The sequence below is a fragment of the Pseudomonas sp. SCT genome, from assembly GCF_003864275.1.
In the GTDB taxonomy this organism is placed as follows: Bacteria; Pseudomonadota; Gammaproteobacteria; order Pseudomonadales; family Pseudomonadaceae; genus Stutzerimonas; species Stutzerimonas stutzeri_AE.
In genome coordinates, this window is sequence record NZ_BDJA01000003.1 from 25,747 (window position 1) to 50,151 (window position 24,405).

The 24,405-nt window shown below is 61.4% G+C and carries 24 protein-coding genes, 1 tRNA gene and 1 pseudogene; 14 read left to right on the forward strand and 12 right to left on the reverse strand.

From position 1 onward, the window contains the following. Positions 1 to 2 precede the first annotated feature (2 nt). Positions 3 to 620: a hypothetical protein gene (locus BHD08_RS08575; RefSeq protein WP_125021563.1), complete on the reverse strand. Its 618-nt coding sequence runs from the start codon at positions 618 to 620 to the stop codon at positions 3 to 5. Continuing rightward, a complete protein-coding gene (locus tag BHD08_RS08580) occupies positions 620 to 1,915 on the reverse strand; it encodes an exo-alpha-sialidase (protein WP_125022218.1) in 1,296 nt (431 codons plus the stop codon). Before BHD08_RS08580 ends, BHD08_RS08575 begins: the two co-directional genes overlap by 1 nt. 396 nt (positions 1,916 to 2,311) lie before the next feature. Here BHD08_RS08580 and BHD08_RS08585 point away from each other — a divergent pair, with 396 nt between their 5' ends. Further along, on the forward strand, positions 2,312 to 2,815 hold the full coding sequence (locus BHD08_RS08585) for a copper chaperone PCu(A)C (RefSeq protein WP_015277029.1): 504 nt from the start codon (positions 2,312 to 2,314) through the stop codon (positions 2,813 to 2,815). A 42-nt stretch (positions 2,816 to 2,857) separates the two neighbouring features. On the opposite strand, the gene gorA is transcribed toward BHD08_RS08585, so the two are convergent. Continuing rightward, complete coding sequence (gene gorA / locus BHD08_RS08590; protein ID WP_125021565.1) at positions 2,858 to 4,216, reverse strand: glutathione-disulfide reductase; 1,359 nt, start codon at positions 4,214 to 4,216, stop codon at positions 2,858 to 2,860. Positions 4,217 to 4,286: 70 nt separating this feature from the next. Between gorA and BHD08_RS08595 the strand changes: the two genes are divergently transcribed. Continuing rightward, complete coding sequence (locus BHD08_RS08595; RefSeq protein WP_125021567.1) at positions 4,287 to 4,709, forward strand: VOC family protein; 423 nt, start codon at positions 4,287 to 4,289, stop codon at positions 4,707 to 4,709. Positions 4,710 to 4,744: 35 nt separating this feature from the next. Here BHD08_RS08595 and galU read toward each other — a convergent pair whose 3' ends face one another. Further along, complete coding sequence (galU, locus tag BHD08_RS08600; protein ID WP_015277032.1) at positions 4,745 to 5,584, reverse strand: UTP--glucose-1-phosphate uridylyltransferase GalU; 840 nt, start codon at positions 5,582 to 5,584, stop codon at positions 4,745 to 4,747. Positions 5,585 to 6,791: 1,207 nt separating this feature from the next. On the opposite strand from galU, the pseudogene BHD08_RS23470 reads away from it, so the two are divergent. From BHD08_RS23470 to BHD08_RS08645, 10 genes and pseudogenes are all read left to right on the forward strand, one after another. Then, positions 6,792 to 6,935 (forward strand): annotated as a pseudogene (locus tag BHD08_RS23470) (HAMP domain-containing protein); the annotation flags it as partial. Positions 6,936 to 7,085: 150 nt separating this feature from the next. After that, positions 7,086 to 7,799 carry a methyl-accepting chemotaxis protein gene (locus tag BHD08_RS23475; RefSeq protein ID WP_375708250.1) on the forward strand — a complete coding sequence of 238 codons (714 nt, stop codon included), beginning with the start codon at positions 7,086 to 7,088 and terminating at the stop codon, positions 7,797 to 7,799. A gap of 235 nt (positions 7,800 to 8,034) precedes the next feature. Further along, positions 8,035 to 9,423 (forward strand): oxygen-independent coproporphyrinogen III oxidase, encoded by a 1,389-nt coding sequence (gene hemN / locus BHD08_RS08610; RefSeq protein WP_015277034.1) that lies wholly within the window; start codon positions 8,035 to 8,037, stop codon positions 9,421 to 9,423. A 140-nt stretch (positions 9,424 to 9,563) separates the two neighbouring features. Continuing rightward, on the forward strand, positions 9,564 to 11,201 hold the full coding sequence (locus BHD08_RS08615) for a VRR-NUC domain-containing protein (protein ID WP_125021571.1): 1,638 nt from the start codon (positions 9,564 to 9,566) through the stop codon (positions 11,199 to 11,201). Further along, positions 11,198 to 13,477 carry an ATP-dependent DNA helicase gene (locus BHD08_RS08620; RefSeq protein ID WP_125021573.1) on the forward strand — a complete coding sequence of 760 codons (2,280 nt, stop codon included), beginning with the start codon at positions 11,198 to 11,200 and terminating at the stop codon, positions 13,475 to 13,477. Before BHD08_RS08615 ends, BHD08_RS08620 begins: the two co-directional genes overlap by 4 nt. A gap of 89 nt (positions 13,478 to 13,566) precedes the next feature. Continuing rightward, positions 13,567 to 13,653: transfer RNA gene (locus BHD08_RS08625), tRNA-Leu, on the forward strand. Positions 13,654 to 13,911: 258 nt separating this feature from the next. After that, entirely contained in the window at positions 13,912 to 14,319 is a 408-nt protein-coding gene (locus BHD08_RS08630; RefSeq protein ID WP_125021575.1) for an antitoxin Xre-like helix-turn-helix domain-containing protein, read from the forward strand. Next, on the forward strand, positions 14,319 to 15,005 hold the full coding sequence (locus tag BHD08_RS08635) for an RES family NAD+ phosphorylase (RefSeq protein ID WP_125021577.1): 687 nt from the start codon (positions 14,319 to 14,321) through the stop codon (positions 15,003 to 15,005). The genes BHD08_RS08630 and BHD08_RS08635 overlap by 1 nt, the downstream gene beginning before the upstream one ends. Positions 15,006 to 15,141: 136 nt before the next feature. After that, complete coding sequence (locus tag BHD08_RS08640) at positions 15,142 to 15,321, forward strand: hypothetical protein (RefSeq protein ID WP_015277039.1); 180 nt, start codon at positions 15,142 to 15,144, stop codon at positions 15,319 to 15,321. Positions 15,322 to 15,453: 132 nt separating this feature from the next. Then, positions 15,454 to 16,707, forward strand: coding sequence for an alginate export family protein (locus BHD08_RS08645; protein WP_125021579.1), 1,254 nt, complete (start codon positions 15,454 to 15,456; stop codon positions 16,705 to 16,707). 41 nt (positions 16,708 to 16,748) lie between these two features. Here the strand turns inward: BHD08_RS08645 and arsJ are convergent, their stop codons facing one another. The 8 genes from arsJ to BHD08_RS23185 form a co-directional block, all read right to left on the reverse strand. Then, positions 16,749 to 17,963, reverse strand: coding sequence for an organoarsenical effux MFS transporter ArsJ (gene arsJ / locus BHD08_RS08650; RefSeq protein WP_125021581.1), 1,215 nt, complete (start codon positions 17,961 to 17,963; stop codon positions 16,749 to 16,751). 142 nt (positions 17,964 to 18,105) lie between these two features. Beyond that, the gene (locus BHD08_RS08655; RefSeq protein ID WP_125021583.1) at positions 18,106 to 19,110 is read right to left on the reverse strand and encodes an ArsJ-associated glyceraldehyde-3-phosphate dehydrogenase; all 1,005 of its coding nucleotides are present in this window, start codon (positions 19,108 to 19,110) and stop codon (positions 18,106 to 18,108) included. Positions 19,111 to 19,137: 27 nt separating this feature from the next. Then, the gene (locus BHD08_RS08660; RefSeq protein ID WP_125021585.1) at positions 19,138 to 19,464 is read right to left on the reverse strand and encodes a YnfA family protein; all 327 of its coding nucleotides are present in this window, start codon (positions 19,462 to 19,464) and stop codon (positions 19,138 to 19,140) included. 10 nt (positions 19,465 to 19,474) lie between these two features. After that, positions 19,475 to 19,972, reverse strand: a complete 498-nt coding sequence (locus tag BHD08_RS08665; protein WP_125021587.1) for a cyclin-dependent kinase inhibitor 3 family protein — start codon at positions 19,970 to 19,972, stop codon at positions 19,475 to 19,477. 19 nt (positions 19,973 to 19,991) lie between these two features. Beyond that, on the reverse strand, positions 19,992 to 20,705 hold the full coding sequence (gene arsH / locus BHD08_RS08670; RefSeq protein ID WP_125021589.1) for an arsenical resistance protein ArsH: 714 nt from the start codon (positions 20,703 to 20,705) through the stop codon (positions 19,992 to 19,994). Positions 20,706 to 20,723: 18 nt separating this feature from the next. Next, on the reverse strand, positions 20,724 to 21,194 hold the full coding sequence (locus tag BHD08_RS08675) for an arsenate reductase ArsC (protein ID WP_125021591.1): 471 nt from the start codon (positions 21,192 to 21,194) through the stop codon (positions 20,724 to 20,726). Between the two features lie 14 nt (positions 21,195 to 21,208). Continuing rightward, positions 21,209 to 21,565, reverse strand: coding sequence for a metalloregulator ArsR/SmtB family transcription factor (locus tag BHD08_RS23180; RefSeq protein ID WP_256678616.1), 357 nt, complete (start codon positions 21,563 to 21,565; stop codon positions 21,209 to 21,211). Positions 21,566 to 21,577: 12 nt separating this feature from the next. Then, complete coding sequence (locus tag BHD08_RS23185) at positions 21,578 to 21,991, reverse strand: arsenate reductase ArsC (protein WP_256678617.1); 414 nt, start codon at positions 21,989 to 21,991, stop codon at positions 21,578 to 21,580. A 191-nt stretch (positions 21,992 to 22,182) separates the two neighbouring features. Here BHD08_RS23185 and BHD08_RS08685 point away from each other — a divergent pair, with 191 nt between their 5' ends. Together BHD08_RS08685 and arsB are read left to right on the forward strand one after the other, a co-directional pair. Continuing rightward, positions 22,183 to 23,268, forward strand: a complete 1,086-nt coding sequence (locus BHD08_RS08685; protein ID WP_125021593.1) for an ArsO family NAD(P)H-dependent flavin-containing monooxygenase — start codon at positions 22,183 to 22,185, stop codon at positions 23,266 to 23,268. Between the two features lie 34 nt (positions 23,269 to 23,302). Further along, the gene (gene arsB / locus BHD08_RS08690; RefSeq protein WP_125021595.1) at positions 23,303 to 24,382 is read left to right on the forward strand and encodes an ACR3 family arsenite efflux transporter; all 1,080 of its coding nucleotides are present in this window, start codon (positions 23,303 to 23,305) and stop codon (positions 24,380 to 24,382) included. Positions 24,383 to 24,405: the final 23 nt, after the last annotated feature.

Here is a 24,405-nt window from a genome sequence, read left to right on the forward strand (position 1 = left end):
CATCACAGGCTCGTCGGCTGATTCAGTTCTTGCGATGCCTTCGCTGGCCTGCGCGCGACTACCCTAACTGCGTAGCCGATCAACGCTCCGCAGCTGAACAAGGCGATGAACGGGTCGAGCAGATAGTCCCAATAGTTAGGCGAAGGCTTGAGCCCGAGGCTGAACGCCAGGGTAGCGAGACCGAGCATGCTCACCCCCAGCCAATTCCTCAGCAGCAACAACCCGAAGGCCAACACGCCCACAGTCACGATCAACGGGCGCGGGTCGTAGCCCAATTGATAGGGATCCAGGTAGGAAAGCCCCATCGTCGCCGGATACAGAAACAACGTCAGTGCTGCCATCACGATCAGCAGCTGTACGCGAACACTCTGCTTCGGCGCATCCAGCAGGCCCAGGCGCACCGCAGCGATGAAAGCCAGCGCCACCAGCGTCGTGATCGCGACATCGTCGGTGAAGCTGCGCATGTACGCAGCAAGGGAAAGCCCATCCACGCTAACGAAGCTGACCGCCAGAAGAAGTAGCAAACGAAGCCCCTGGGCAAGCCGGCCGAAGCCAAAACCAGGAAGAACAACGAATGCAAATAGCGCAAAGGTCAGATGCGCTTGCCAGAGTCCAAGCATCAGAGCTGCTCCATTAGCCAGGCATCATTGAAGCTGACGTGTTTGATGAAGGTGTTGTTCCAGGAATAAACCAGGTGGTAGAGGCCGTCGGCACTTCGGATGAAATAGGGATACTCGTACTCGAAGTCGCAGCCGTGGGTATTGCAAACACGTTGGTCAAGGTTTGTCAGAAACTCATCTACCAACGACAGACGCCGCGGCCCGCTGGAGAGGCGAAACTTGTCGCCGATGATTTCCCGATAGGCCTGGGGGCTGAACGGATTGCCTTCCGGATCGGGGGACTCGTCCAGGTCGATTACCGGCTTCCAGAGTTCGAGGCTGGAGTTGGTTTCCATCAGGCGAAGGCGGAAACGGCCATCCTCAAGATCGTTCAAGGCGACCAGCAGCCCGTGATTCGGTGTAGCCACCGCCGCGAGTGCCGAGTTGGGATTGGCTGGATCGATCGGGAAAGGCTTGCTCCAGGTTCTGCCCGCATCCTCGGTGCGGCTGGCTAGCACACGGTGGTGCGTCACGCCTGCGTAACGCAGCATGGCGATGGCGTTCTGCTCGTCCATCGGCACTACCGTGGGCTGCAGCGAATCGGTGCCCATGCTGATTCGGCTTTTACCGACCACATCACCGGTCGGGCTGATGTACAGGTACTCGGCGAACTTACCGAGGAACTCGTGATAGACGGGTAGGCCAATGGTGCCGTCACGGTGAAATACCGGGGCGTTGCGAACCAGCGTACTGATATTCAGGAACGGCGTGGTGATCAGCTGCTTGGGCGTCGACCAGCTTTGGCCAAAGTCGTCCGAATACATGGTGTTGATGGCACTGCCAGCCCAGCCGCCAATGGATACGGACACATAGAAAAGCCACAGCCTGTTATCGGGAGCCAGGGCGATGACCGAATTGCCCAGTTTGCGTATGTACTTGCGGGTGGCTTGTTGGGTTGATTCACGGGTTGCCAGGACCAGCTCTTCGCCCCACTCGGCCGTCAGAGCGTCATAGCGTGCTCCGCGGATCTGAACGTCCGCCGCGCCCTCGCGCGAACCTGCGAACCAGACGGCCATCAACCCGCCATCTGGAAGCGATGTCACTGATGATGCATGCACGAACTCGTCGAGATCGGAAGATGCAAAGCGGGTGCTGTAGAACGGTGTCGGCGCGCCCGCCAACTCAGCGGAACCAGCCGTTACGGCAAAGCCAGAGACTGCACGGTCCGGATGTAGCCACCAGCTGACGGTGAAAATGGAAGCGAGACCAGCTGCACAGAGACCAGATACAAAGAATCGCGATTTTCCAGAGCCCATAGAAACCATATCCATATAAACACTTGTCGCCGTCTCGCGGGATCGCGAATAACAACCGAGGGCCCCATCAGGACCGAGGTGAAAGAGGTTTGCTGACTGGTTTCTACAAGGGGCTTGCTCGACTTGCAGAATGGGAGCGCCGAACCGAGCGCCGCCGGATCATGGGCAAGCGGGACACCCAGCGCAACCATGCAACGCTTCGGGCAGCCGAGGCGTGGATAGACCGCGGCGTCGCAATATAGTGTGACTGGTGCGCCTGTGGCAAATCGACGCACCACACTCGCCGCGGTTGGCTGCTGACTCACTCCCGGCAAGCAGCCGTCAGAGCGTTTGCGGGTACCGCTGCGGCTCGAGCAGCGTAATATGGCGCAATCTCAATGGAACTGGAGTTTTGTCATGCTGCTTCGCTTACTGGCTGCCGGCACTGTTGCGGCGCTCTGCCTGCCTGCCGTTGCGCAGGAACATAACCACGACCACCAAGCCCCGGCACAAGCGGCGCCTGAGCTCGCCATCAGCCAGGCCTGGTCGCGCGCGATGCCGCCGAGCGCGCCCACCGGGGCGGTGTATTTCGTTCTGGAAAATCGCGGGCAGCAGCCTCAACGCCTGATTGGCGCGCAGACGTCGCGAGCGGAGAAGACCGAACTGCACACCCATGTGCATCAGGGCGACATGATGAAAATGCAGCAGATCGATTCGGTGGAGGTACCGGCGGCCGGCAAGGTGGAATTCAAGCCGGGCGGGAACCACGTAATGCTGTTCGGGCTGAAGCAGCCCCTGGTTGCCGGCGAGAGTTTCCCGGTGACCCTGCAGTTCGATAACGGTGCGGAAGTCACTACCGAGGTGAGCATCGAGGTCGATGCCCCCGCCGCGGGCGGCACCACACAGGGCCACCATCACTGACAGTCCGGCGTGCCGCTACATCCGGCACGCCCCTCCCCCCGTTTAAATCTCAGCTGGCGTGCGCATAGTGACGAACTCTTCGGCCGCCGTCGGGTGAATGCCCATGGTTTCGTCAAACACCTGCTTGGTAGCACCTGCCTTCAGCGCCACGGCCAGTCCCTGTATGATCTCGCCGGCCTCCGGCCCGGCCATATGGCAGCCGAGTACACGGTCGGTTTCGGCGTCCACCACCAGCTTCATCAGACTGCGCTCCAGGCTATCGGTCATGGTCAGCTTCATTGGCCGGAAGCGACTTTCGAAGATGGTGACCTTGTAGCCCTTCTCGCGCGCTTCCTCTTCGGTCAAGCCGACTGTGGCCATGTTCGGCAGGCTGAATACCGCGGTAGGGATGGTTGCGTAGTCGACCTTGCGGTATTGCTCGGGTTTGAACAGCCGGCGCGCAACCGCCATACCTTCGGCCAATGCCACTGGCGTCAGCTGGATACGACCGATCACATCGCCGATTGCCAGAATCGAAGACACCGAGGTGCGATATTCATCGTCGACGGCAATGAAGCCGCGAGCGTCCAGCGCCACGCCGGCCTGTTCCAGGCCCAGGTTGTCGAGCATTGGGCGGCGGCCCGTCGCGTAGAAGATGCAGTCAGCCTCCAGGGTGCGACCGTCCTCCAGCGTGGCGAGCAGGCTGCCATCGGGCTGCTTGTCGATATGAACGATGTCGGCGTTGAACTGCAGATCCACGCCCTTCTTGATCATCTCGTCCTTCAGGTGATCGCGAAGCGAACCATCGAAACCGCGCAAGAACAGCTCGCCGCGATACAGCAACGTGGTATCCGCGCCGCAGCCATGAAAGATCGAGGCGAATTCGACGGCGATGTAGCCGCCGCCGACAACCAGCACGCGGCGCGGCTGGGATTCGAGATAGAACGCTTCGTTGGAAGTAATGGCATGTTCGCGACCAGCGATTTCCGGGACATGCGGCCAGCCGCCAGTGGCGATCAGGATATGTTCGGCGCTATACCGTTTGCCTTCGACCTCGACGGTATGCGCGTCGACCAGCCGGGCGTGCGCCTGCAGAAGAGTTACGCCACTGTCCACCAGGATGCTGCGATAGATGCCATTGAGACGCTGAATCTCACGGTCCTTGTTGGCGATCAGGGTATTCCAGTCGAAGGTGGCGCCATCGATGGTCCATCCGTAACCCTGCGCCTGGCCGATGTCTTCAGCGTAGTGGGCACCGTAGACCAGGAGCTTCTTCGGTACGCAACCGACATTGACGCAGGTGCCGCCCAGATAGCGACTCTCGGCAACGGCCACCCTGGCACCAAAACCCGCAGCGAAGCGCGCCGCACGCACACCACCAGAACCCGCGCCGATGACGAATAGATCGAAGTCGTAAGCCATGTAATGTTGTCTCCTTCTGTAGCGACAGCATAACCCACGCAATCGCTCTGGTTCACCGAAGGAGTGCCCCATGCGCCCCACCCTAACCCACCTTGCCCTGCATGTGCCTGATCTGGACGTCTGTATCGCCTTCTATGAGCGGTTCTGCGGCATGCACGTGTTCCATGAGCGTCCCGGAAAGGGCTCACGAATCGTCTGGATGGCGGAGCCTGGAAAGGAACGCGAGATCATTTTTGTGATGATGCCTGGCGGCATGGATCGAGCGCTGGCAGCAAACGACTACAGTCATTTCGGTTTTGCGCTAGCCAGTCGTGAAGAGGTCGATGAGATTGCGGACCGCGCGCGCGACGACGGCTGTCTCATATGGGAGCCACGCGACGAACCCTATCCGGTGGGCTATTACTGCGGGTTGCGCGACCCGGCGGGTAACTATGTCGAGTTCAGCTACGGACAGCCGCTAGGCCCGGGCGCAGAAGACATGCCACTGCCCTGAAACGAATTGGGCCACCCGAAGGTGGCCCAATTTGTTCAGAACGCCTTACCGGTCAGGTAGAAGTGTTCGTAGCAGAAGTTGGTCGCCGCGATGTAGCCCTCGGCGCTACCGCAGTCGAAGCGCTGGCCCTTGAACTTGTACGCCAGCACGCAGCCATCCTGGGCCTGGCGCATCAGCGCGTCGGTGATCTGGATTTCGCCACCTTTGCCGGGCTCAGTCTGCTCGATCAGGTCGAAGATGTCCGGTGTCAGGATGTAGCGGCCGATGATCGCCATGTTGGACGGCGCATCTTCGGGCTTGGGTTTCTCGACCATGTGACTCACGCGATAGATGTCATCGCGGATCATCTCGCCGGCGATTACGCCGTACTTGCTGGTCTCTTCCGGCGGCACTTCCTGAATCGCCACGATCGAGCAACGGAACTGGTTGTACAGCTTGACCATCTGCGCCAGCACGGGATCGCCATCCAGGTTGATACACAGGTCGTCCGCCAGCACCACGGCGAACGGCTCGTCGCCAATCAAAGGACGACCGCTGAGGATCGCGTGACCCAGGCCTTTCATTTCAACCTGGCGAGTGTAGGAAAAACTGCACTCGTCGATCAGGCGGCGAATACCGACCAGGTACTTTTCCTTGTCGGTGTTGCGGATCTGGTGTTCCAGCTCGTAGCTGATGTCGAAATGGTCTTCCAGCGAGCGCTTGCCACGCCCGGTAACGATCGCGATCTGGTTAAGCCCAGCCGCTAGTGCCTCTTCAACCCCGTACTGAATCAGCGGCTTGTTCACCACCGGCAGCATTTCCTTGGGCATGGCCTTGGTTGCGGGAAGAAAACGTGTGCCATATCCGGCAGCGGGGAAAAGGCATTTTTTGATCATGTGAGTCCTTGAAATGAAGGTTCCAGTCGATGCACTGCTTGTCGATTCAGCAGCTGCCTTGCGGTGTTGCCCGGTCTTTCTGGCGTAGAGCCTACGACCATCGTTTTCCATAGGGGTTCGCAGCGAGCGCAATGGGTAGATGCAGAAAATATGCCCGCCACCCGGAGCGGTTCTACGCTCGCGATCCAGACGGGTCGGCAACGCTAATATCGCTTTGCCATTCTGTAAAGCAGGTCACTGCTCTCTTTTCATTTGCACCCATATGGAGCATTGCATTAACCGCATCTTCATCTGCCTGTCGTTACAGGCGCATGACCAGATTGCCCCCATACGAACGGGCCACCCCACTGATCTGGGTCATTGAAAGCTGTATTTGCACATTCCGTTGATCTCTCGATGCGCTCCATATAGAGCGGAACGCAATACCATAGCGCGCTCAGTAATGGCGCATGGCTAGCATTCGCGGCGATCTTCAAGAAATCCGGCAAGTCGCCGATAGGGGATTCAGATTGCTAACCCATCGCTGCGTCGTGGGAAAACAGAACAATAGTGCGCAATGGCAGCTACTCCGGTGGCAGTAGTCCTAAGGAAAAACATGAACAGCTCCGCCTCTCGACAAATGTCCGTGCAGACCAAAATCAATCTGGCCCTGGTACTGGTGCTGGTGGCGATCATGTCCGCCTCGCTGTTCATTGCCGCCAGTACGGAAAAGCGCTTGGTATTGCAGGTAGTGGAGCAACAGACCAAGGATGCCGCCGACTCCTACTTCGATAGCATCAACACCATGATGCTCACCGGCACCATGGCGCAACGTGAGGTCTTGCGTAAAAAGATTCTCGCCCGCCCTGGTGTAATCGACGCCCGCATCATCCGCAGCGACGAGGTCACCAAGGTGTTCGGTCCGGGCTTCGACCATCAGTCCCCTGTCGACGCCTTGGACCGCCGGGCACTGAGCGGCGAAGGCATCATCGAAGTCAACAAGCAGAGCGGCGGCCGCGTGCTGACCGTCATCAATCCGATCCTTGCCCACGCGGACTACCGTGGTACCAACTGCCTGACCTGTCACCAGGTCGCGGAGAACGCGGTGATGGGTGCGGTGCGCATCAGCTATGACCTCAAGGCGCTGGATCAGGAGGTCGACCGCAACATCATGATCAGTGGCGCCATCCAGTTGCTGCTGCTGGTCATTGGCGTGGTGGTTATGTGCATGACGGTGCGCCACGTGATCATCCGTCGCATCAACGCCATGCGGCATACCATGAATGCGATGGCCGAAGATGAAGATCTGAGCCGCAGCGTGGCAATCGGCGCCAAGGACGAGATCGGTGCCATGGGCGATGCGTTCAACCGGATGATCGGCAAGTTCCGTCACAGCCTGGAAGCCGTCGCCGGCGTCACCCATCAGTTGACCGATGTCTCCGAGCGCGTATCCCATGTGGCGGAGAAGACCCTGGCGGCAGTCAACGAGCAGCGCAGCGAGACAGATATGGTTGCCTCAGCGATGAACGAGATGAGTGCAACGGTGCAGGAAGTGGCACGCAACGCCAACCAGACCGCTACCGCATCCGCCGGAGCGGATACCGAGTCCAAGGCCGGTGTGAAGGTGGCGACCGAAGCGCTCGATGGCATTGAGGTGCTGATCGCCGAAATCGAGAAAGCAGCGCAAGTCATTCAGCGTGTCGAAAGCGACAGTGCCAGCATCGACATGGTGCTCGGTGTGATCAACGGCATTGCCGAACAGACCAACCTGCTCGCCCTTAACGCCGCCATCGAAGCGGCACGCGCCGGCGAGCAAGGCCGTGGCTTTGCCGTGGTGGCCGATGAGGTGCGCACCCTCGCCTCGCGTACGCAGAAATCCACCGAAGAAATTCAGGCGATGATCGAACAGCTACAAAGCGGCGTACGCAATGCGGTGCAAGCGATGAAAGAAGCGCAACTGCGTGCGCGCTCAGGGTCGCAGTGCGTCGAAAAGGCCGCACAGAGCCTTGGCGTGATAGCCACCGAAGTCGGCACCATCAATGAGATGAACACGCAGATCGCCACGGCCGCCGAACAGCAAAGCGCGGTTGCCGAAGAGATCAATCGCAACATTTCGACCATCAGCCGCATTGCTGACACCACCTCGACTGACGCGACTCAGACTTCCGAGATCAGCGATGAGCTGGTGCGCCTGGCCACCGAACTGAACCGCCTGGTCGGACAGTTCAAGCTCTGATCGCAGTGGCGAGGCCGCTGTTCGCCCAGCTTCCGCGGTGCCCGATCCACACCCCGAAGCGCCCAACGGTGCGGCTCGGGGTGCCAGCGGGGCGCTATTCTTGATCTGAGACAGTCGGCGCGCCGGACCGAATCGTCCATAATCCGCGCCCATGACCTGCCTGAGCCGGACACACCCGAGGGTGACACCGCGTTCCGCGCCTGACTCCGAATTCAACCCTTAGGTGAAAACGAACATGGACCAACTGCCGAGCTTCAACCGGGCCCTGGTCGAGAAATACGACCGTCCCGGTCCGCGCTACACCTCCTACCCGACTGCTCCGCAGTTTCATCAGGCCTTCGCCCAGGACGACTATCGCGCCGCGGCTGCACGCAGCAATCAGGCGCAACCGCCCAAGCCGCTGTCGGTATACATCCATATCCCCTTCTGCAAGAGCCTTTGTTACTACTGCGCATGCAACAAGATCATCACCCACAAGACCGATCGCGCGGTCGAGTATCTCGAGTACCTCAAGCGTGAAATCGCCATGCAGGGCGAGCTGTTCGATCGCTCACGCAAACTGACGCAGCTGCACCTGGGGGGTGGCACGCCGACCTACTTCACCAGCGAGCAGCTGGCTGACCTGATGGCCAGTCTGCATCAGGCGTTCAACATGGATGACAGCGACAACCACGAGTTCTCTCTGGAAGTCGATCCGCGCACCGTCACGCCCGAGCAGATCCACGGCCTGCGCAAGCTGGGCTTCAATCGCCTGAGCTTCGGTGTGCAGGACTTCGACGAGCAGGTGCAGATCGCCGTCAATCGCATCCAGACCGAAGAGCAGACTCGCGAGCTGGTCCAGGCTGCCCGGGATGCGCAGTTCAAGTCGATCAGCGTCGACCTGATCTATGGCCTGCCGCTGCAGACGGTGGCGAGCTTCGACACGACCCTGGACAAGATCATCGATATCCGCCCGGATCGCATCGCGGCCTACAGCTACGCCCACCTGCCGGAGCTGGTACGGGCGCAGAAGCTGATTCGTCCCGAGGACATGCCACCGCCCGAGCGCAAACTGGAGCTGCTGGAGCTGACCATCAAGCGCCTTACCGCCGCCGGCTACATCTATATCGGCATGGATCACTTCTCCCTGCCGGAAGATGAACTGGCCCTGGCGCGCGCCAACGGCACGCTGCAACGCAACTTCCAAGGCTATTCAACGCACGCCGATTGCGACCTGATCGGCCTGGGCATTTCCTCCATCGGCAAGGTCGCCGACAGCTACAGCCAGAACGTCAAGGAGCTCTCGCAGTACTACGCGCGCCTCAACGAGGGCATGCTGCCGGTGCACCGCGGCTACAAGCTGAGCGACGACGACCGCCTGCGCCGCGACGTGATCGTCTCGCTGATGTGCCATGGGCGCATCGATTACCGGCAGATCGAGCAGAAGCACGGCATCGACTTCCGCAGCTATTTCGCCGATTCGCTGGCGAAAGTGGCTGAGCCGGTTGCCGATGGCTTGGTGGAGCTGCGCGACGACGCGCTGATTCTCCTGCCGCAGGGGCAGCTGATGATGCGTAACGTCGCCATGGCCTTCGATGCCTATCTCGGCGGCGAACAGCGCGGACGCTTCTCGCGCACGGTCTGATCGATCCATCGCTGCAGGGGCGGCATCCAGCCGCCCCGCCGCTTCCGCTGATCACCGGCCATTGCCAAACATCGCTCGAACTGTATAAATAGCCAGCTTTCGAGCGGGCCGCCCGCGCCCCCAGCTTTATCGGATGTGCGATGCGCCAGGCCCTGGAAAACCCCTTCTACTATCTCGACAACTTCCAGCAGGTTCTGGCCTGGGTAGGCCGGCATCATGGCGACCTGCTGGTCGAAACAGAGCGCGTCTTCATCGAGCGTTTCGCCGTACTACCACAGCCGTCCCAGGCGCTGCTGGTGCGTATGGTGATGCGCAAGGGCGCGCTGTTTCGGGCCAGCAAGCTGCGCTATGGGGAGATCGGCTGTCCGCGTCAGGCGGCCGCGCCATTGATCGAGCAAGGCTGGATCGATGCCGGGCGTGAGCTGACGCTGGAACAGCTGTTCAGCCTGCTGACCAAGAGCGAGCTGCTGCAGCTGTTCGGCGCGGCGAACGCGGCCGGACTGCGCAAGGCCGAGCTGCTCGAACGGCTGCATGCCGTCCATGACTTGGCCAAGCCCTTCGGGACATGGTGGGCGGGTTCCGAGGACGCAGTGTTTGCCCTGTGCATCGACGAACTCTGCGAGCGGCTGCGCCTGCTGTTCTTCGGCAATATCCATCAGGACTGGTCGGAGTTCGTCCTGGCCGATCTGGGCGTCTATCGCTATGAGCAGGTGCCCTTTTCCCCCGCCTCGCGGGCGTTCAACTCGCGTGCCGAGCTGGATGCCTATCTGCATCTGCATCGCTGTCGCGAGCGCTTCGATGCCGGTGAGCCGCTGGCGGAAATCCTGGCAGCAGTACCGGCCGCGCCGTTCGGCAATGCCTGGCTGGAAAGTCGCCGCGGCAAGCTGCTGCTGCGTATCGGCCAGCAGTTCGAGCGACTCGGCGAGTTGGACGAGGCCTTGCGCGTGCACGCGTCCAATCACTATCCCGGTGCGCGTGAGCGGGCGATTCGGGTACTGGAGCGCAGCGGCCAGCCAGCGGCAGCTCTGGATCTGTTGCTTCAGGCCCGGGCTGTGCCGGAAAGCGAACATGAAGCGCAGCAGCTGCAGCGCATCCTGCCCCGACTGCAACGCAACCTGGGCATCCCGACCGAGCGAACACGCAGCCGCAAGCCGGAACAGCTCGATCTGGTCCTGCCAAGGCCCACCGGCAGCGTCGAACAGGCGGTGCGCGAGCATCTGACGACGCCGGACGCTCCGGTGTATTACGTGGAAAACGCCCTGGTCGGCTCGCTGTTCGGCCTGCTCTGCTGGGACGCGATCTTCGCGCCGTTGCCCGGTGCGTTCTTTCACCCGTTCCACTGGGCGCCGGCTGACCTGAACCGCGCGGACTTCCACCAGCGCCGCGCCGGTCTGTTCGCCGCCTGCCTGGCCTGCCTCGACAGCGATGACTACCGTGACTGCATCTGGCGCACCTTCCAGGCGAAGCTCGGCATCCATAACGCGTTCGTCGCCTGGGGCCTGCTCGACGAACAGCTGTTGGCGCAGGCGCTGGACTGCATTCCCGCCGCGCACCTGAAGCTGCTGTTCCAGCGCATCCTGGCGGACGTCACTGGCAATCGCACTGGCCTCCCGGACCTGATCCAGCTGTGGCCGGAAGCGCGCCGCTATCGCATGATCGAAGTGAAGGGCCCAGGCGATCGCCTGCAGGACAACCAGAAGCGCTGGATCGACTATGCCCATCAGCACGGTTTGCCCATTGCCGTCTGCCATGTGCAGTGGGCCGAGGTCATGGCGTGAGCTATCGGGTCGCGGTGCGCGCGCTCTGCGAATTCACCGCCAAGGTCGGCGATCTGGATCTGCGCTTCACGCCCTCGCCCAGCGCGCTGGAAGGCATCGCCGGGCACGCCCAGGTCACCGCCAGGCGCGGCGACGGCTACGCGCGCGAGATCGCCCTGGCGGGGCAATACGGGCAGCTGAGCGTGCGCGGCCGCGCCGATGGCTACGACCCGGCGCGCAATCGCCTGGAAGAGATCAAGACCTTTCGCGGCGACCTGGAACGCCAGCCGGCCAACCACCGCCAGCTGCACTGGGCGCAAGCAAAGCTCTACGGCTGGCTGCTGTGCCAGACGCGTGGGCTCGATGAACTCGAACTGGCACTGGTCTATTTCGACGTCACCAGCCACAAGGAAACGCTGTTCGTCGAACGCCACGCTGCAGCGGCGCTGCGTGCGTTCTTCGAGACCCAGTGCCAGGCGTTCATCGCCTGGGCCGAACAGGAAATGGCCCACCGCGCCGCGCGCGACCAGGCACTTTCCAATCTGCGCTTTCCCCACGACGATTTTCGTGCCGGCCAGCGGCAGCTGGCCGAGGCGGTCTACAAGGCGGCCTGCACAGGCACCACGCTGATGGCGCAGGCGCCGACCGGTATCGGCAAGACCCTTGCCACGCTGTTTCCGCAACTCAAGGCGTTTCCCGGCCAGCAGCTCGACAAGCTGTTCTTTCTCGCGGCGAAAACCTCCGGCCGCCAGCTGGCACTGGATGCACTGCACACGCTACGGCGCAGTGGCGCGGGCGAATTGCGTGTGCTCGAACTGATCGCCCGGGACAAGGCCTGCGAGCATCCGGACAAGGCCTGTCACGGCGAATCCTGCCCATTGGCCAGAGGTTTCTATGATCGGCTGCCTGCCGCTCGCGCCGCAGCGCTGCAACATTGCATGCTCGATCAGGCGACGCTGCGAGGCGTTGCGCTCGAGCATGAGGTCTGCCCGTATTACCTGAGCCAGGAACTGGCGCGCTGGGCAGATGTTGTGGTGGGTGACTACAACTACTACTTCGACATCAGCGCCCTGCTCTACGGCCTGACCCAGAGCAACGACTGGCGAGCATGCGTGCTGGTGGACGAGGCACACAACCTGCTCGAACGAGCGCGCGGCATGTACAGCGCGGAACTCGACCAGCGCACCTTCGTCGGTCTCAGCAGCAAGGCACCCGCGCCGCTGAAGCGCCCGCTGAGCCGCGTTCAGCGCTGCTGGAACGAGCTGCATCGCGAGCAGGTGGCGACCTACCAAGTGCAGGCCGAGCTGCCGCTCAAGCTGCTGGGTGCATTGCAGCAGGCCGTCAGCGCCATCACCGACTATCTAGGCGAGCAGCCTGCAGGGCTGGATGCGGATCTGCAGCGGGCCTATTTCGACGCCATGCATTTCTGTCGGGTCGCCGAGCTGTTCGGCGCGCATTCGCTGTTCGATGTCAGCCTGCTGCCGGCGACTGCTCGCAGCAAGGCCCGTCGTTCGATCCTTTGTCTGCGCAACGTGGTGCCCGCCCCTTTTCTCGCCCCCCGCCTGGCGCAGGCGCGCTCCAGTGTGCTGTTCTCCGCCACGCTGAGCCCGCGCAGGTTCCATGCCGACATGCTGGGCCTGCCTGCCGCCAGCGCCTGGATCGACGTCGAATCGCCGTTCCAGAGCCGGCAGCTGCGGGTCTGCCTGGCCGAGCATGTCTCGACCCGCTACCAGGATCGACAGGCCTCGCTGGGCGCTGTGGTCGAACTGGTTGCCCGCCAGTACCTCGAGCGCCCCGGCAACTATCTGGCGTTCTTCAGCAGCTTCGATTACCTGCAGCAGGTCACCGCGCTGCTACGCGAACACTACCCTGATGTCCCCTTCTGGGAACAGACTCGCGGCATGCAGGAAGCGGCGCGCAATGCCTTTCTCGATCGTTTTACCGAACACAGCGAGGGGATCGGCTTCGCCGTACTTGGCGGCGCTTTCGCCGAAGGCATCGACCTGCCCGGCCAGCGTTTGATTGGCGCATTTGTCGCAACGCTTGGCCTGCCGCAGGTCAATCCCGTCAACGAGCAGTTCAAGACACGGCTCGACGAGCTATTCGGACGCGGTCACGGCTATGACTACACCTATCTCTACCCCGGCCTGCAGAAAGTCGTGCAGGCCGCCGGACGAGTGATCCGCACACAGCAGGACGAGGGCGTCGTGCATCTGATCGATGACCGCTTCAGCCGTCCGCAGGTCCGTCGCCTGTTGCCCAGCTGGTGGGCCTTATCTGGGAATTCCAGTGGCTGAACGCAGGTCGTTCTGGTTGCGTGGGCTTCGGAGGCTCGCTATAGTCCTGCGCCGCCGATTCCCCATCGGCGCACTGCAATGCAGTCTCCGCCCGGATGGCGAAATTGGTATACGCAAGGGACTTAAAATCCCTCATCCGAAAGGGTATGCGGGTTCGACCCCCGCTCCGGGCACCACTTCTCGCTGGCTATCCTTGCTAGCTGCCATTCGGCATTCCGTAAAACTCCAGTTTCCGCAACTAACGCCAAAGCTTCAGACACGTTCAGTGCTAAGACACCTGTTTGGCTCCGGGTTACCGACACGAAATTTCGCTTCGTCTTACTTACCTCAAAGGCTACCGGAGCTCGTTGATGAGAGTTCTTTTACTCACTCTTTTATCTGCAGATACAAATAGTGCTATTGTGTATCCATAGATTTAAAAGAGGCGATTATTTATGAGCTCGACTCTTCAGGAAGCTGTCACCTTTACCAAGGATCAGTGCGCTACCGGCCTACGCGCCGCAGTGAACATTCTTGATAAATGGCAGGCAACTACCGAGCAGGCTTGTCGGATTCTGCGCATTTCTCGCAGCACCCATGCGCGGGCCAAGCTGCGCAATCCGGATTGGTCGGTCAGCCTGGATCCGGATCAGATGCAGCGGGTCAGCTTCATTCTGAATATTCATGCAGCCCTGCGGCTGATCTTCGATAACCCGGACAATACCTACGGCTTTCCCGGCATGCCCAACCACAACGAGTTCTTCAATGGGCGCTCGCCGCTGGAGGTCATGGCGCAGGGCGACATGATTTCGCTGTACGAGTCGTTCCGGCGGATCGACAGCATGCGGGGCGCGCAGTGGTAGTGCCGCAACGGCTGCCAGTCCGGCCAGAAGGCCGACTCCAGGCGTACCGGCTGGTCAATTCGAAGTTTCCGCCCATTGATCTGTTCGATGACGTGGCCGACGCCGATGAATTCGAAATGCTCTACCAGCTGCAGGCTTTGACCAACCCGCGCCTGCACAACGAGACGGGCCGCCTTGAACTGATCCCCCGCTCGGAAATTCCGTTCGGCGTACCCGGCTGTTCCTACGCCACCGCTCCCTTCACCCATGTGAATCCCGCCGGCTCACGCTTCAGCGATGGCAGTTACGGCGTGCTCTATCTGGCTGACAGCATGGAAACGGCGCTGGCCGAGGTACGCCATCATCAGGAGCTGTATTGGTCCAACGTCGAGGGGCTGAACTTCGAGCGCTTCGTTTTCCGCGGACTCTCATGCCAGTTCAATGAAGCAGGACTGCTGGACGCCACGACCATCACACCGACTGACCCGATCTACGCTGCGAATGACTATTCCGCAGCGCGGCAGTTCGGCCGCCGGTTGCGGGAGGATGGCTTTCCGGGTTTGCGCTATCACTCCGTGCGCAAACCGGGCCAGCATTGCTGGGCGCTGATGACGCCGCGGTGCGTCCTCTCCATCGTCCAGACCGCCCATTACGAGATGATCTGGAACGCCGGCATCACCAGCGTCAGCGCGATCGGCGAGGTCTGAGGCGCAGCCTGCGCCGCCGTTCATCCGCCTGCCCGGCACTGCCAAACCGCTGTAACAAACCGCGCGCATTCTCTGCTCATGGACTCCCCCATGGCGCACGGACGCTCCACCGAACTCACGACGTGAGGACGCGAACATGAGCAAGCGATCACTCGAAGAACTGGTCACCCGATCGGATATCAGCGCACTGCAGCCTATGACGCATTGGCGTCGCGGCCGGCGCAACGCCCAGGACAAGTCAGGGCCGAATGCCGCTGCGCTGATTCAGCGCGCTACCCACGATATCGGCATGCTGAGGGCCGTCCTGCCCCACTAGATATTCAGTGCGGAAAGGCTACCGGGATGCGTCGATAGGCCGTCCCAGAGCCTTTGCCGCCCTTGATTGCTGTCAATGGCAAAAATAGCAAGCAGCCTATCGTTCGCTCCGATATCCACAACGGAGCGGCACATGAAGAACCTGCACTCACATCACCTGACTCCCTACCTGCTGAGCGCTGGACTGTTATGCAGCCCAGCCGTTTTCGCCCAGGAAACCTTCAGCAGTCTGTTCACCGACGCGAAGCCGATTCTGGACCTGCGCTATCGCTATGAGCACGTCGACCAGGACAACGCGCTGAAGCACGCCAACGCTCAGACGCTGCGCACCCGTGTCGGCGTTCAGACTGGCAAGTGGTACGGCTTGTCGGCGCTGGTCGAAGCAGACAACGTAAGCCGATTGGGTGACGCCGCCTACAACAGCACTCGCAACGGGCAGACCGACTACTCGGCAGTACCCGATCCCGACGGCAGCGAAATCAACCAGGCGCTGTTGCGCTACGACCATGCGTTCGGCAGCGCCATCGGCGGCCGTCAGCGGATAAATCTCGACAATCAGCGCTTCGTCGGTGGGGTTGGTTGGCGGCAGAACGAGCAGACCTACGACGGTGTGCTGGGCCAACTGCAACCGCTCGACAAGCTGACGCTGACCTACGCCTACATCGACAACATCAACACGATCTTTGGCCCGGGCGACAACCGTTTCGACAATCGCACCAACCCGGCCAACATCGAAGGCCACAGTCATCTGTTCAACGCCCGCTACGCGTATTCACCGGAGCTGACGGCCACCGCTTACAGCTATCTGCTGGGGCTGGACAACATTGCCACTGCACCCGCCGCCGCGCTCGGCACCCTGTCCAGCAAGACCACAGGCCTGCGTCTGAACGGCGCCATCCAGAACCTAAGCTACGCGCTTGAATATGCACGCCAGCAGGACTACTCAGGCAATCCACAGGAACTGAGCAGCGAGTACTACCTGGCCGAGCTGGGCTATGCCCTCAAGGGTGCGACTCTGAAAGCGGGCGTGGAAGTACTGGGCGGCGACTCGGGGCCGGGCAATCGCGCATTCCAGACGCCGCTGGCCACCAAGCACGCCTTTCAGGGCTGGGCCGATACCTTCCTGCTGACGCCGGCAGACGGCGTTCAGGATGTCTATCTTGGCGGCACCCTGCCGCTGTTCGGCGGCACGCTGCAGGCCTGGTACCACGACTTCCGCGCCGAGCGTGGCAGCGAGCAGTACGGGGAAGAGATCAACATCGGTTACAGCCGCGCCATCCCGCTGGTCAAAGGGCTGGTCGCAACGGTCAAGTACGCCGCCTATGACGCGGACGACTATTCGGTGGACACCGATAAACTCTGGGCACAGCTGCAGTACAGCTACTAAGCGATACGGGTCGGGCGTTCACGCCCGACCTTCCTACTCAGCTATTGCGTGTGACGAGGCAGGCGCAGCGAGATAATCGCGGCGAGCAGCACGAAGAGTGACGATACCCACAGGCAAGCCTGCAACCCATAGGCCTGGAACACCCAGCCGGAGAGCAAGGTTCCGATCAGCCGACCCATCGCATTGGACATGTAATAGAAACCCACATCCAGCGAGACACCATCTTCCTTGGCGTAGCTGACGATCAGGTAGCTATGCAGCGAGGAGTTCACCGCGAACAGCCCACCAAATAGCAGCAGCCCGCCGATCAGCACCCATTGCGGCGATGCACCGGTTGCCAGGCCCACAGCGATCGCCGCCGGTAGCGCCGCCAGCAACGCCGCCCAGATGAAGGCCGCGCGCCCATCCGGAACCTGCCCGCTGCGCTTGCCGGTAATGGCCGGCGCCATCGACTGAACGATGCCATAGCCGATGATCCAGCACGCCAGAAAGCCGCCGACCTTCCAGAAACTCCATCCAAAGACAGTGCTCAGGTACACCGGTAGCGCGATGACGAACCACACGTCCCGCGCACCGAACAGGAACAGCCGCGCCGCGGACAGCACGTTGATCGCCGGACTCTTGGAGAAGATGTCCTTGAACTTCGGCTTGGCCTTCGCCTTTCCAAGATCCTTTTTCAAAAGCACCAGACTGCTGATCCAGATCACGGCCAGTACCGCAGCCATCGTCAGGACCGCACCGGCGAATCCCAGCAGCGTCAGTAGTGCGCCGCCGAGGAAGAAACCCACGCCCTTGAGCGCATTCTTCGAGCCGGTGAGGATGGCGATCCACTTGTACAGCGTGCCCTGCTGGCTGTCGGATACAAGGAGCTTGATCGAGCTCTTGGCCGACATCTTGTTCAGGTCCTTGGCGATACCGGACAGTGCCTGCGCACCCATCACCCAAGGCACGGTCAACCACGCCGCCGGCACGGTGAGCATCAGCAGCGCCACCACCTGCATGGCCAGCCCAAGGTTCATCGTCCGATTCAGACCGAGGCGCGCACCGAGATAACCACCCACCAGGTTGGTGATGACCCCGAACACCTCGTAGAACAGAAACAGCGCGGCGATCTGCAGCGGCGAGTAACCCAGCGCATGAAAGTGCAGCACCACCAGCATGCGCAACGCGCCATCGGTGAGCGTGAAGGCCCAGTAATTACCGGTGACAATCAGGTACTGGCGCACCTCGGGAGACAGTCGGGCTAGGGCTTGCATGCGGGGTTCCGGTTTGATTGGTCTGCGGGGATTCGTGGTCAGGTTGAGCTGACGACGGCAAAGGGCTTGGGCATGGTCGAAAAGAACGCCTAACCCCAATGCACGCGGCGCTCAGTGGCGGGAAACTCTGATCAGGACCGCCTCACCCCGCCAGCCCGACCTTGCGCGCCAGTTCTACAGTGCGGTTGGCGTAGCCCCATTCGTTGTCGTACCAGGCGTAGATCTTCACCTGGGTGCCGTTGACCACCATGGTCGACAGCGCATCGATGATCGACGAGCGCGGGTCGGTGCGGTAATCGATGGAAACCAGGGGTCGTTCCTCGTAACCGAGAATCCCCTTCAGCTCGCCCTCGGCGGCGACGTTTAGCAGCTGGTTCACCTCGACAGCATCGGTTGGGCGCTCCACTTCGAACACGCAATCGGTCAGCGAGGCATTAGCCAGCGGCACCCGCACGGCATGGCCGTTCAGCTTGCCGCGCAGCTCAGGGAAGATTTCGGCGATCGCCGTGGCCGAGCCGGTCGTGGTGGGGATCAGGCTCATGCCCGAAGCCCGCGCGCGACGCAGATCCTTGTGCGGCTGATCGAGGATGCTCTGCGTGTTGGTCAGGTCATGGATGGTGGTGATCGAGCCATGGCGAATGCCGAGCTGCTCATGGATCACCTTGACCACCGGCGCCAGGCAGTTGGTGGTGCAGGATGCCGCGGTGACGATGCGATGCTGCGCAGGATCGAACAGCCCATCATTGACGCCCATGACGATGTTCAGCGCGCCCGGCTCCTTAACCGGCGCACTGACGACGACGCGTTTCACGCCCTGCTCCAGATACTGCTGCAGCAGCGCAACGGTCTTCATCTTGCCGCTGGCCTCGATGACCAGATCGCAGCCTGACCAGTCGGTTTCGCTGATCGTCTTGTTGGCGCTGACCTTGACTCGCTCCCCGTCGATCAACAGGCAGTCGCCATCGGCGCTTGCTTCGTGCTGCCAGCGTCCGTGGATGGAATCGAAGTTCAGCAGGTGCGCATGAGTCGCCGCGTCGCCGGCAGGATCGTTTATCTGCACGAAGTCCAGCTCCGCCCAGTCCCACGCCGCGCGCAGTGCCAGACGTCCGATACGGCCGAAGCCGTTGATGCCAACTTTGATGCTCATTGCATGACTCGCTCGTGAAGTGATGAATCAGGGAGTTCGTGGCGCAAACATGATGATCGCCATGCCCAGCATCGCCACGGCGCAGCCGAGCAGGTCCCACCAGGTCGGGCGCACGCCATCGACCAGCCACAACCAGACCAGCGCCACGCCGACATACACGCCGCCGTAGGCGGCATACACGCGCCCGGCGGCGGTGGGATGCAGCGACAACAGCCAGGCGAACAGTGCCAGGGAAAGCGCAGCCGGCAGCAGCAACCAGATACTCTTGCCCTGTTTCAGCCAGAGGTACGGCAGATAACAGCCGACGATCTCGGCTATCGCAGTAATGACGAACAGACCAAGGGTATTCAGCATGAGCGGTCCGTCATGCGCCGAAGCGTTCTATCCAGCCGACATGCGCCGGATGCTGGATAGCCTTGGGACGCAGTGCCTGCACGCTGGCAATAGCCGTCGCGCGCGGCACTTCGCGGTCGACCAGAATGCGCGCTGCGATCAGCCCGGTACGACCAGAGCCACCCTTGCAGTGAATGGCGACGCGCTTGCCGGCATCCAGCAGTTCATTGATCCGGTCCGCCGACTGTTCCCAGGCCTGATCGAAATCCGCCTGTGGCACCTGTTCGTCGGCCACCGGCAGGTGAAACCACTCAAGGTCGCGCTCGGCACAGCGTTGCGGCAGCTGGCTCGCCTCGTTGCGGGCCAGCTCTTCGGCAGGCATCAAAGTGATCACTGCTTCGGCACCTGCCGCTTGTAGCGTGGCGAGCGCCTCATCAACAGTGGTCTCCTTGCTGCCGGGGCACGGCGTGAAGATCAGCTGACCGGCGCTGCCGGGCACATCGAGGATGTCATAGGGATGGTTGGACACGCGGGCGATTCCTTGGAAGTCAGATGGAGCGTTGATTGACGCGACGGGACAGCGCTTCGGCCGACTCCTTGCGTTCCGAATAGCGATCGACCAGATAGTCGGCCCGACCGCGCACCAGCAGGGTGAACTTGATCAGCTCCTCCATGACGTCGACCACGCGATCGTAGTAGGCCGAGGGCTTCATCCGCCCGGCGTCGTCGAATTCGAGAAAGGCCTTGGCCACCGAGGACTGGTTGGGGATGGTGACCATGCGCATCCAGCGGCCGAGCACGCGCATCTGGTTCAGTGCGTTGAACGATTGCGAACCGCCGCTGACCTGCATGATCGCCAGCGTCTTGCCCTGGGTCGGGCGCACCGCACCTATGGCCAGCGGCACCCAATCGATCTGCGCCTTGAACACCGCGCTCATTGAGCCGTGACGCTCTGGCGAACACCACACCTGCCCTTCCGACCACTGCATCAACTCGCGCAGCTCCTGCACCTTCGGGTGGCTGTCCGGCGCATCGTCTGGCAGCGGCAATCCTGAGGGATCGAAGATGCGCGTCTCGGCACCGAAACGCTCGAGCAGACGCGCAGCTTCCTGCACCAGCAAGCGGCTGTAGGAGCGCTCCCGGTTGGAGCCATAGAGCAGCAGGATGCGTGGTTTGTGCTCCGGCCCCGCTGGCAAGCCAAGCTTGGCGAGGTCGGGCACATCCAGTAGTTCGGGGTCGATATTGGGCAGATCGTCGTTCATTAGCATGTCCTGCAGAATTTATAGAGTGCCGATGCGCGCCAGCTCGGCTTTCAGCGTAGCGGCATCCAGATCAACAAGCGGCAGCGCCAGAAACGCGGCGATACGCAGTTCGAGCCTGGCCAGCGTGGCGTCGAATGCAGCCTTGACGTCCGCAGGGCTGCCAACGACCTCGGATGGATCGGTAAGCCCCCAGTGCGCCTTGATGGCCGGCCCGAAATGCACCGGGCACGCTTCGCCAGCGGCCTTGTCGCAGACGGTAATGACGAAGTCGGGATTCAGCGCCTGATGCGCATCGCTGCTCTTGCTATACAAGCCATCAGCCGCAATGCCGGCCCGCGCCAGCGCCTCAAGCGTCAGCGGATTGATTTCGCCTCTTGGTTCGCTACCAGCGCTGAATGCGCGCATGCCGACCGGAGCAAGGTGATTGAACAGCGCCTCGGCCAGAATGCTGCGACAACTGTTGGCGGTGCAGAGAAAGAGAATCCTCATGGTCGTCCCTTGATTCAGGCACATGAGCTGGCCCGTTCGGGGCGGTTGCGCATGCTTTCGAGGCGATGCACGTTGTCGCTCAGCCAGTTCTTGTTGGCAGCCAGGATCGGCTGCAGCATATCCGTCACCCAGTCGGGCAGATGCGGATGGAGCCGGTAATAGACCCATTGACCCTGACGGCGGTCTTCCAGTATTCCGCAGCTGCGCAGCAGCGCCAGATGCCGTGAGATTTTCGGCTGGCTTTCATCCAGCGCACAGGTCAGCTCGCATACACACAGCTCGCCCTCACGGGCGATGAGCAATGCAATCCGCACGCGAGTCTCGTCAGCCAGGCATTTGAAGACGGTGGTAGGTGTCAGATGCTCGACCATTGATATGCCTTCTCAGCGCTTGTTCTTGACCAGCACGAACATCTTGATCCGCTCGTGTATCTCGTGAAGTGTGTGCCGGTAGGCATCCGGCTGGTCGCTGCTGGCAGGGTCTTCGAAGTTCCAGGCGATGTACTCGCCGGCACCGGGCAGCGCGTGGCATTCCAGTGATGACTTGTCACAGAGTGTGATCACGAAATCGAACTGCTGCCCTTCCAGTTCCGTCAGCGATTTGCTACGCAAACCCGCGGTCGGCACACCGAGCTGCTCGAGCGCCGCCAGCGCACGCGGATCGACATCCGTCGGCGCGGTGCCTGCACTGAAGGCTTCGAAGTGCTCCGAATCGGTATGCCGCAGCAGCGCCTCGGCGAGTTGCGAGCGTGCCGAATTGGCAACGCAGACGAACAGGACACGCGATTTGTAGGCCATGAAGCCGATCCCCATAAGATATGCCTGGGCGAATATATTGCTTAGCGCATAAGCAAGTAAAGCACCCCTCGAACTCAGCCATCTATCTATCGCGCGCTGTGATAGGCAAGTTTGTTGCGCCGGAACAAGAAGCGTATATTCCGTATCGCATATATTTATTCGAACGAATATCAGCCTACGGGAGCGGCTTGATGACAGCACCCAATGTTCTCGATGTCATCATCATTGGCGCGGGACAGTCCGCCCTGACCACCGCGTACTTTCTGCGGCGCACGTCGTTGTCCTATCTGCTGCTGGATGAACAGCCCGGCCCCGGCGGCGCATGGCTCCATACCTGGGAGTCGCTGAGATTGTTCTCCCCCGCCGCCTGGAGCTCGATTGCCGGCTGGCCAATGCCCACTCCAACCGAGCCGGGCAATCCAACGCGCAACGAAGTTATCGATTATTTGCGACGTTACGAAGACCGCTACCGGTTTCCGATCCAGCGGCCGGTACGGGTCGACGCAATCAGTCGCCTAGACGACCTCTGGCTGGTGCAGGCCGGTGATCAGCAATGGCTGACTCGCGCGGTCATCAGCGCAACGGGCACCTGGAGCAAGCCATTCATTCCAGCCTATCCAGGCCTGGAGCATTTTCAGGGCCAACAGATTCATTCAGCTCGCTACCGAAACCCGGCCCCCTTCGAGGGTAAACGGGTCATGGTGGTAGGTGGCGGCAACTCCGGCGCGCAGATCCTCGCCGAAGTATCCAAAGTCAGCGAAACCCTCTGGATCACTCAGGAGCCACCGGCCTTTCTGCCCGATGACGTCGACGGCCGTGTGCTGTTCGAGCGCGCCACCGCCCGCTGGAAAGCGCAGCAGGAGGGACGCAACATCGACGAGCCCGCCGGCGGCTTCGGCGACATCGTCATGGTGCCCCCGGTCCGTGAAGCGCGGGAACGCGGCGTATTGGTGGCCGAGCGTCCCTTTGCGCGCTTCACGGAAACTGGCGTCGAATGGGAAGACAACCATAGCGAAGACCTCGACGCGGTGATCTGGTGTACCGGCTTTCGTCCGGCGCTGGATCATCTGCGCGGGCTCGGCATCATCGAGGCTGATGGCAAGGTTCTGGTGGAGGATACCCGCGCCGTGAAACAGCCCAATCTTTGGCTGGTGGGCTACGGCGACTGGACCGGCATGGCTTCGGCCACGCTGATCGGCGTTACCCGCACAGCACGAAGCACTGTCGACCAGGTCGTGCAGACCCTTGCCGCGATACCGCCGCAAGCCCTGCAGTAATCAATCAAAGCAATCCGACAAGGTGTAACTAGCGATGTCCAGTCAATGTGAAGTAGCCGGCAAGAAAGCCGCCGGCGCCCCGCTCGGATTCTTCGAGCGTTACCTGACGCTCTGGGTTTTCCTCTGCATCTTCGCCGGCACCCTCATCGGCCTCAGCCTGCCTGACGCTGCACAAACCATCGGCGCAATGGAAGTTGCCCATGTGAACATACCGGTCGGCCTGCTGATCTGGGTGATGATCATCCCGATGCTGATGAAGATCGATTTCTCGGCGCTGCGCGAGGTTTATGCGCAGCGGGCAAGCATGGGCATCACGCTGTTCGTCAACTGGGCGGTCAAGCCATTCACCATGGCGCTGCTTGGCTGGCTGTTCATCAAGCACGTATTCGCACCCTGGCTACCGGCGGCCGAACTCGATAGCTACATGGCCGGCCTGATCCTGCTTGGCGCCGCGCCCTGCACCGCGATGGTCTTCGTGTGGAGCAATCTCTGCAACGGCAACGCCAATTTCACCCTGACCCAGGTTGCGCTGAACGACGTGGTGATGGTGTTCGCCTTTGCGCCAATCGTCGCGCTGCTGCTGGGCGTTTCTTCCATTCCGGTGCCCTGGGATACCTTGCTGCTGTCGGTGGTGATGTACATCGTCATTCCGTTGGCCATCGCCCAGTTTATCCGCGGCCGGTTGATGAAACGCGGCGAGCCGGCCTTCCAGGCAGCGCTGGCGAAGGTGCAGCCGTTCTCCATCGTCGCGCTGCTGGCGACTCTGGTGCTTCTGTTCTCCTTTCAGGGCGAGGCGATCGTCGCTCAGCCACTGATCATCGCCATGCTCGCCGTACCCATCCTGCTGCAGACCCTGTTCATTGCCGGGCTCGGCTACTGGCTCAATCGCCGCTTCCGGGTTCGTCACGATGTAGCCGGTCCGTCAGCGATGATCGGCGCCTCGAATTTCTTCGAACTGGCGGTCGCCGTCGCCATCGTGCTCTACGGCTTCAACTCGGGTGCCGCGTTGGCCACGGTGGTCGGCGTGCTGATCGAAGTGCCAGTCATGCTCTGGCTGGTGCGCAGCATCAACCGCAGTCGTGACTGGTATAACCGAGCGCTGCCTGCTCACTGATCCACCGGGAAACAATCGTCAGC

Excerpts from the sequence above, each read along its gene's own strand:
- BHD08_RS08575 (WP_125021563.1), bottom strand. The coding sequence starts at position 620 with ATGCTTGGACTCTGGCAAGCGCATCTGACCTTTGCGCTATTTGCATTC.
- BHD08_RS08580 (WP_125022218.1), bottom strand. The coding sequence starts at position 1,915 with ATGGGCTCTGGAAAATCGCGATTCTTTGTATCTGGTCTCTGTGCAGCT.
- BHD08_RS08585 (WP_015277029.1), top strand. The coding sequence starts at position 2,312 with ATGCTGCTTCGCTTACTGGCTGCCGGCACTGTTGCGGCGCTCTGCCTG.
- gorA (WP_125021565.1), bottom strand. The coding sequence starts at position 4,216 with ATGGCTTACGACTTCGATCTATTCGTCATCGGCGCGGGTTCTGGTGGT.
- BHD08_RS08595 (WP_125021567.1), top strand. The coding sequence starts at position 4,287 with ATGCGCCCCACCCTAACCCACCTTGCCCTGCATGTGCCTGATCTGGAC.
- galU (WP_015277032.1), bottom strand. The coding sequence starts at position 5,584 with ATGATCAAAAAATGCCTTTTCCCCGCTGCCGGATATGGCACACGTTTT.
- BHD08_RS23475 (WP_375708250.1), top strand. The coding sequence starts at position 7,086 with ATGAACGAGATGAGTGCAACGGTGCAGGAAGTGGCACGCAACGCCAAC.
- hemN (WP_015277034.1), top strand. The coding sequence starts at position 8,035 with ATGGACCAACTGCCGAGCTTCAACCGGGCCCTGGTCGAGAAATACGAC.
- BHD08_RS08615 (WP_125021571.1), top strand. The coding sequence starts at position 9,564 with ATGCGCCAGGCCCTGGAAAACCCCTTCTACTATCTCGACAACTTCCAG.
- BHD08_RS08630 (WP_125021575.1), top strand. The coding sequence starts at position 13,912 with ATGAGCTCGACTCTTCAGGAAGCTGTCACCTTTACCAAGGATCAGTGC.
- BHD08_RS08640 (WP_015277039.1), top strand. The coding sequence starts at position 15,142 with ATGAGCAAGCGATCACTCGAAGAACTGGTCACCCGATCGGATATCAGC.
- BHD08_RS08645 (WP_125021579.1), top strand. The coding sequence starts at position 15,454 with ATGAAGAACCTGCACTCACATCACCTGACTCCCTACCTGCTGAGCGCT.
- arsJ (WP_125021581.1), bottom strand. The coding sequence starts at position 17,963 with ATGCAAGCCCTAGCCCGACTGTCTCCCGAGGTGCGCCAGTACCTGATT.
- BHD08_RS08655 (WP_125021583.1), bottom strand. The coding sequence starts at position 19,110 with ATGAGCATCAAAGTTGGCATCAACGGCTTCGGCCGTATCGGACGTCTG.
- BHD08_RS08660 (WP_125021585.1), bottom strand. The coding sequence starts at position 19,464 with ATGCTGAATACCCTTGGTCTGTTCGTCATTACTGCGATAGCCGAGATC.
- arsH (WP_125021589.1), bottom strand. The coding sequence starts at position 20,705 with ATGAACGACGATCTGCCCAATATCGACCCCGAACTACTGGATGTGCCC.
- BHD08_RS08675 (WP_125021591.1), bottom strand. The coding sequence starts at position 21,194 with ATGAGGATTCTCTTTCTCTGCACCGCCAACAGTTGTCGCAGCATTCTG.
- BHD08_RS23180 (WP_256678616.1), bottom strand. The coding sequence starts at position 21,565 with ATGGTCGAGCATCTGACACCTACCACCGTCTTCAAATGCCTGGCTGAC.
- BHD08_RS23185 (WP_256678617.1), bottom strand. The coding sequence starts at position 21,991 with ATGGCCTACAAATCGCGTGTCCTGTTCGTCTGCGTTGCCAATTCGGCA.
- BHD08_RS08685 (WP_125021593.1), top strand. The coding sequence starts at position 22,183 with ATGACAGCACCCAATGTTCTCGATGTCATCATCATTGGCGCGGGACAG.
- arsB (WP_125021595.1), top strand. The coding sequence starts at position 23,303 with ATGTCCAGTCAATGTGAAGTAGCCGGCAAGAAAGCCGCCGGCGCCCCG.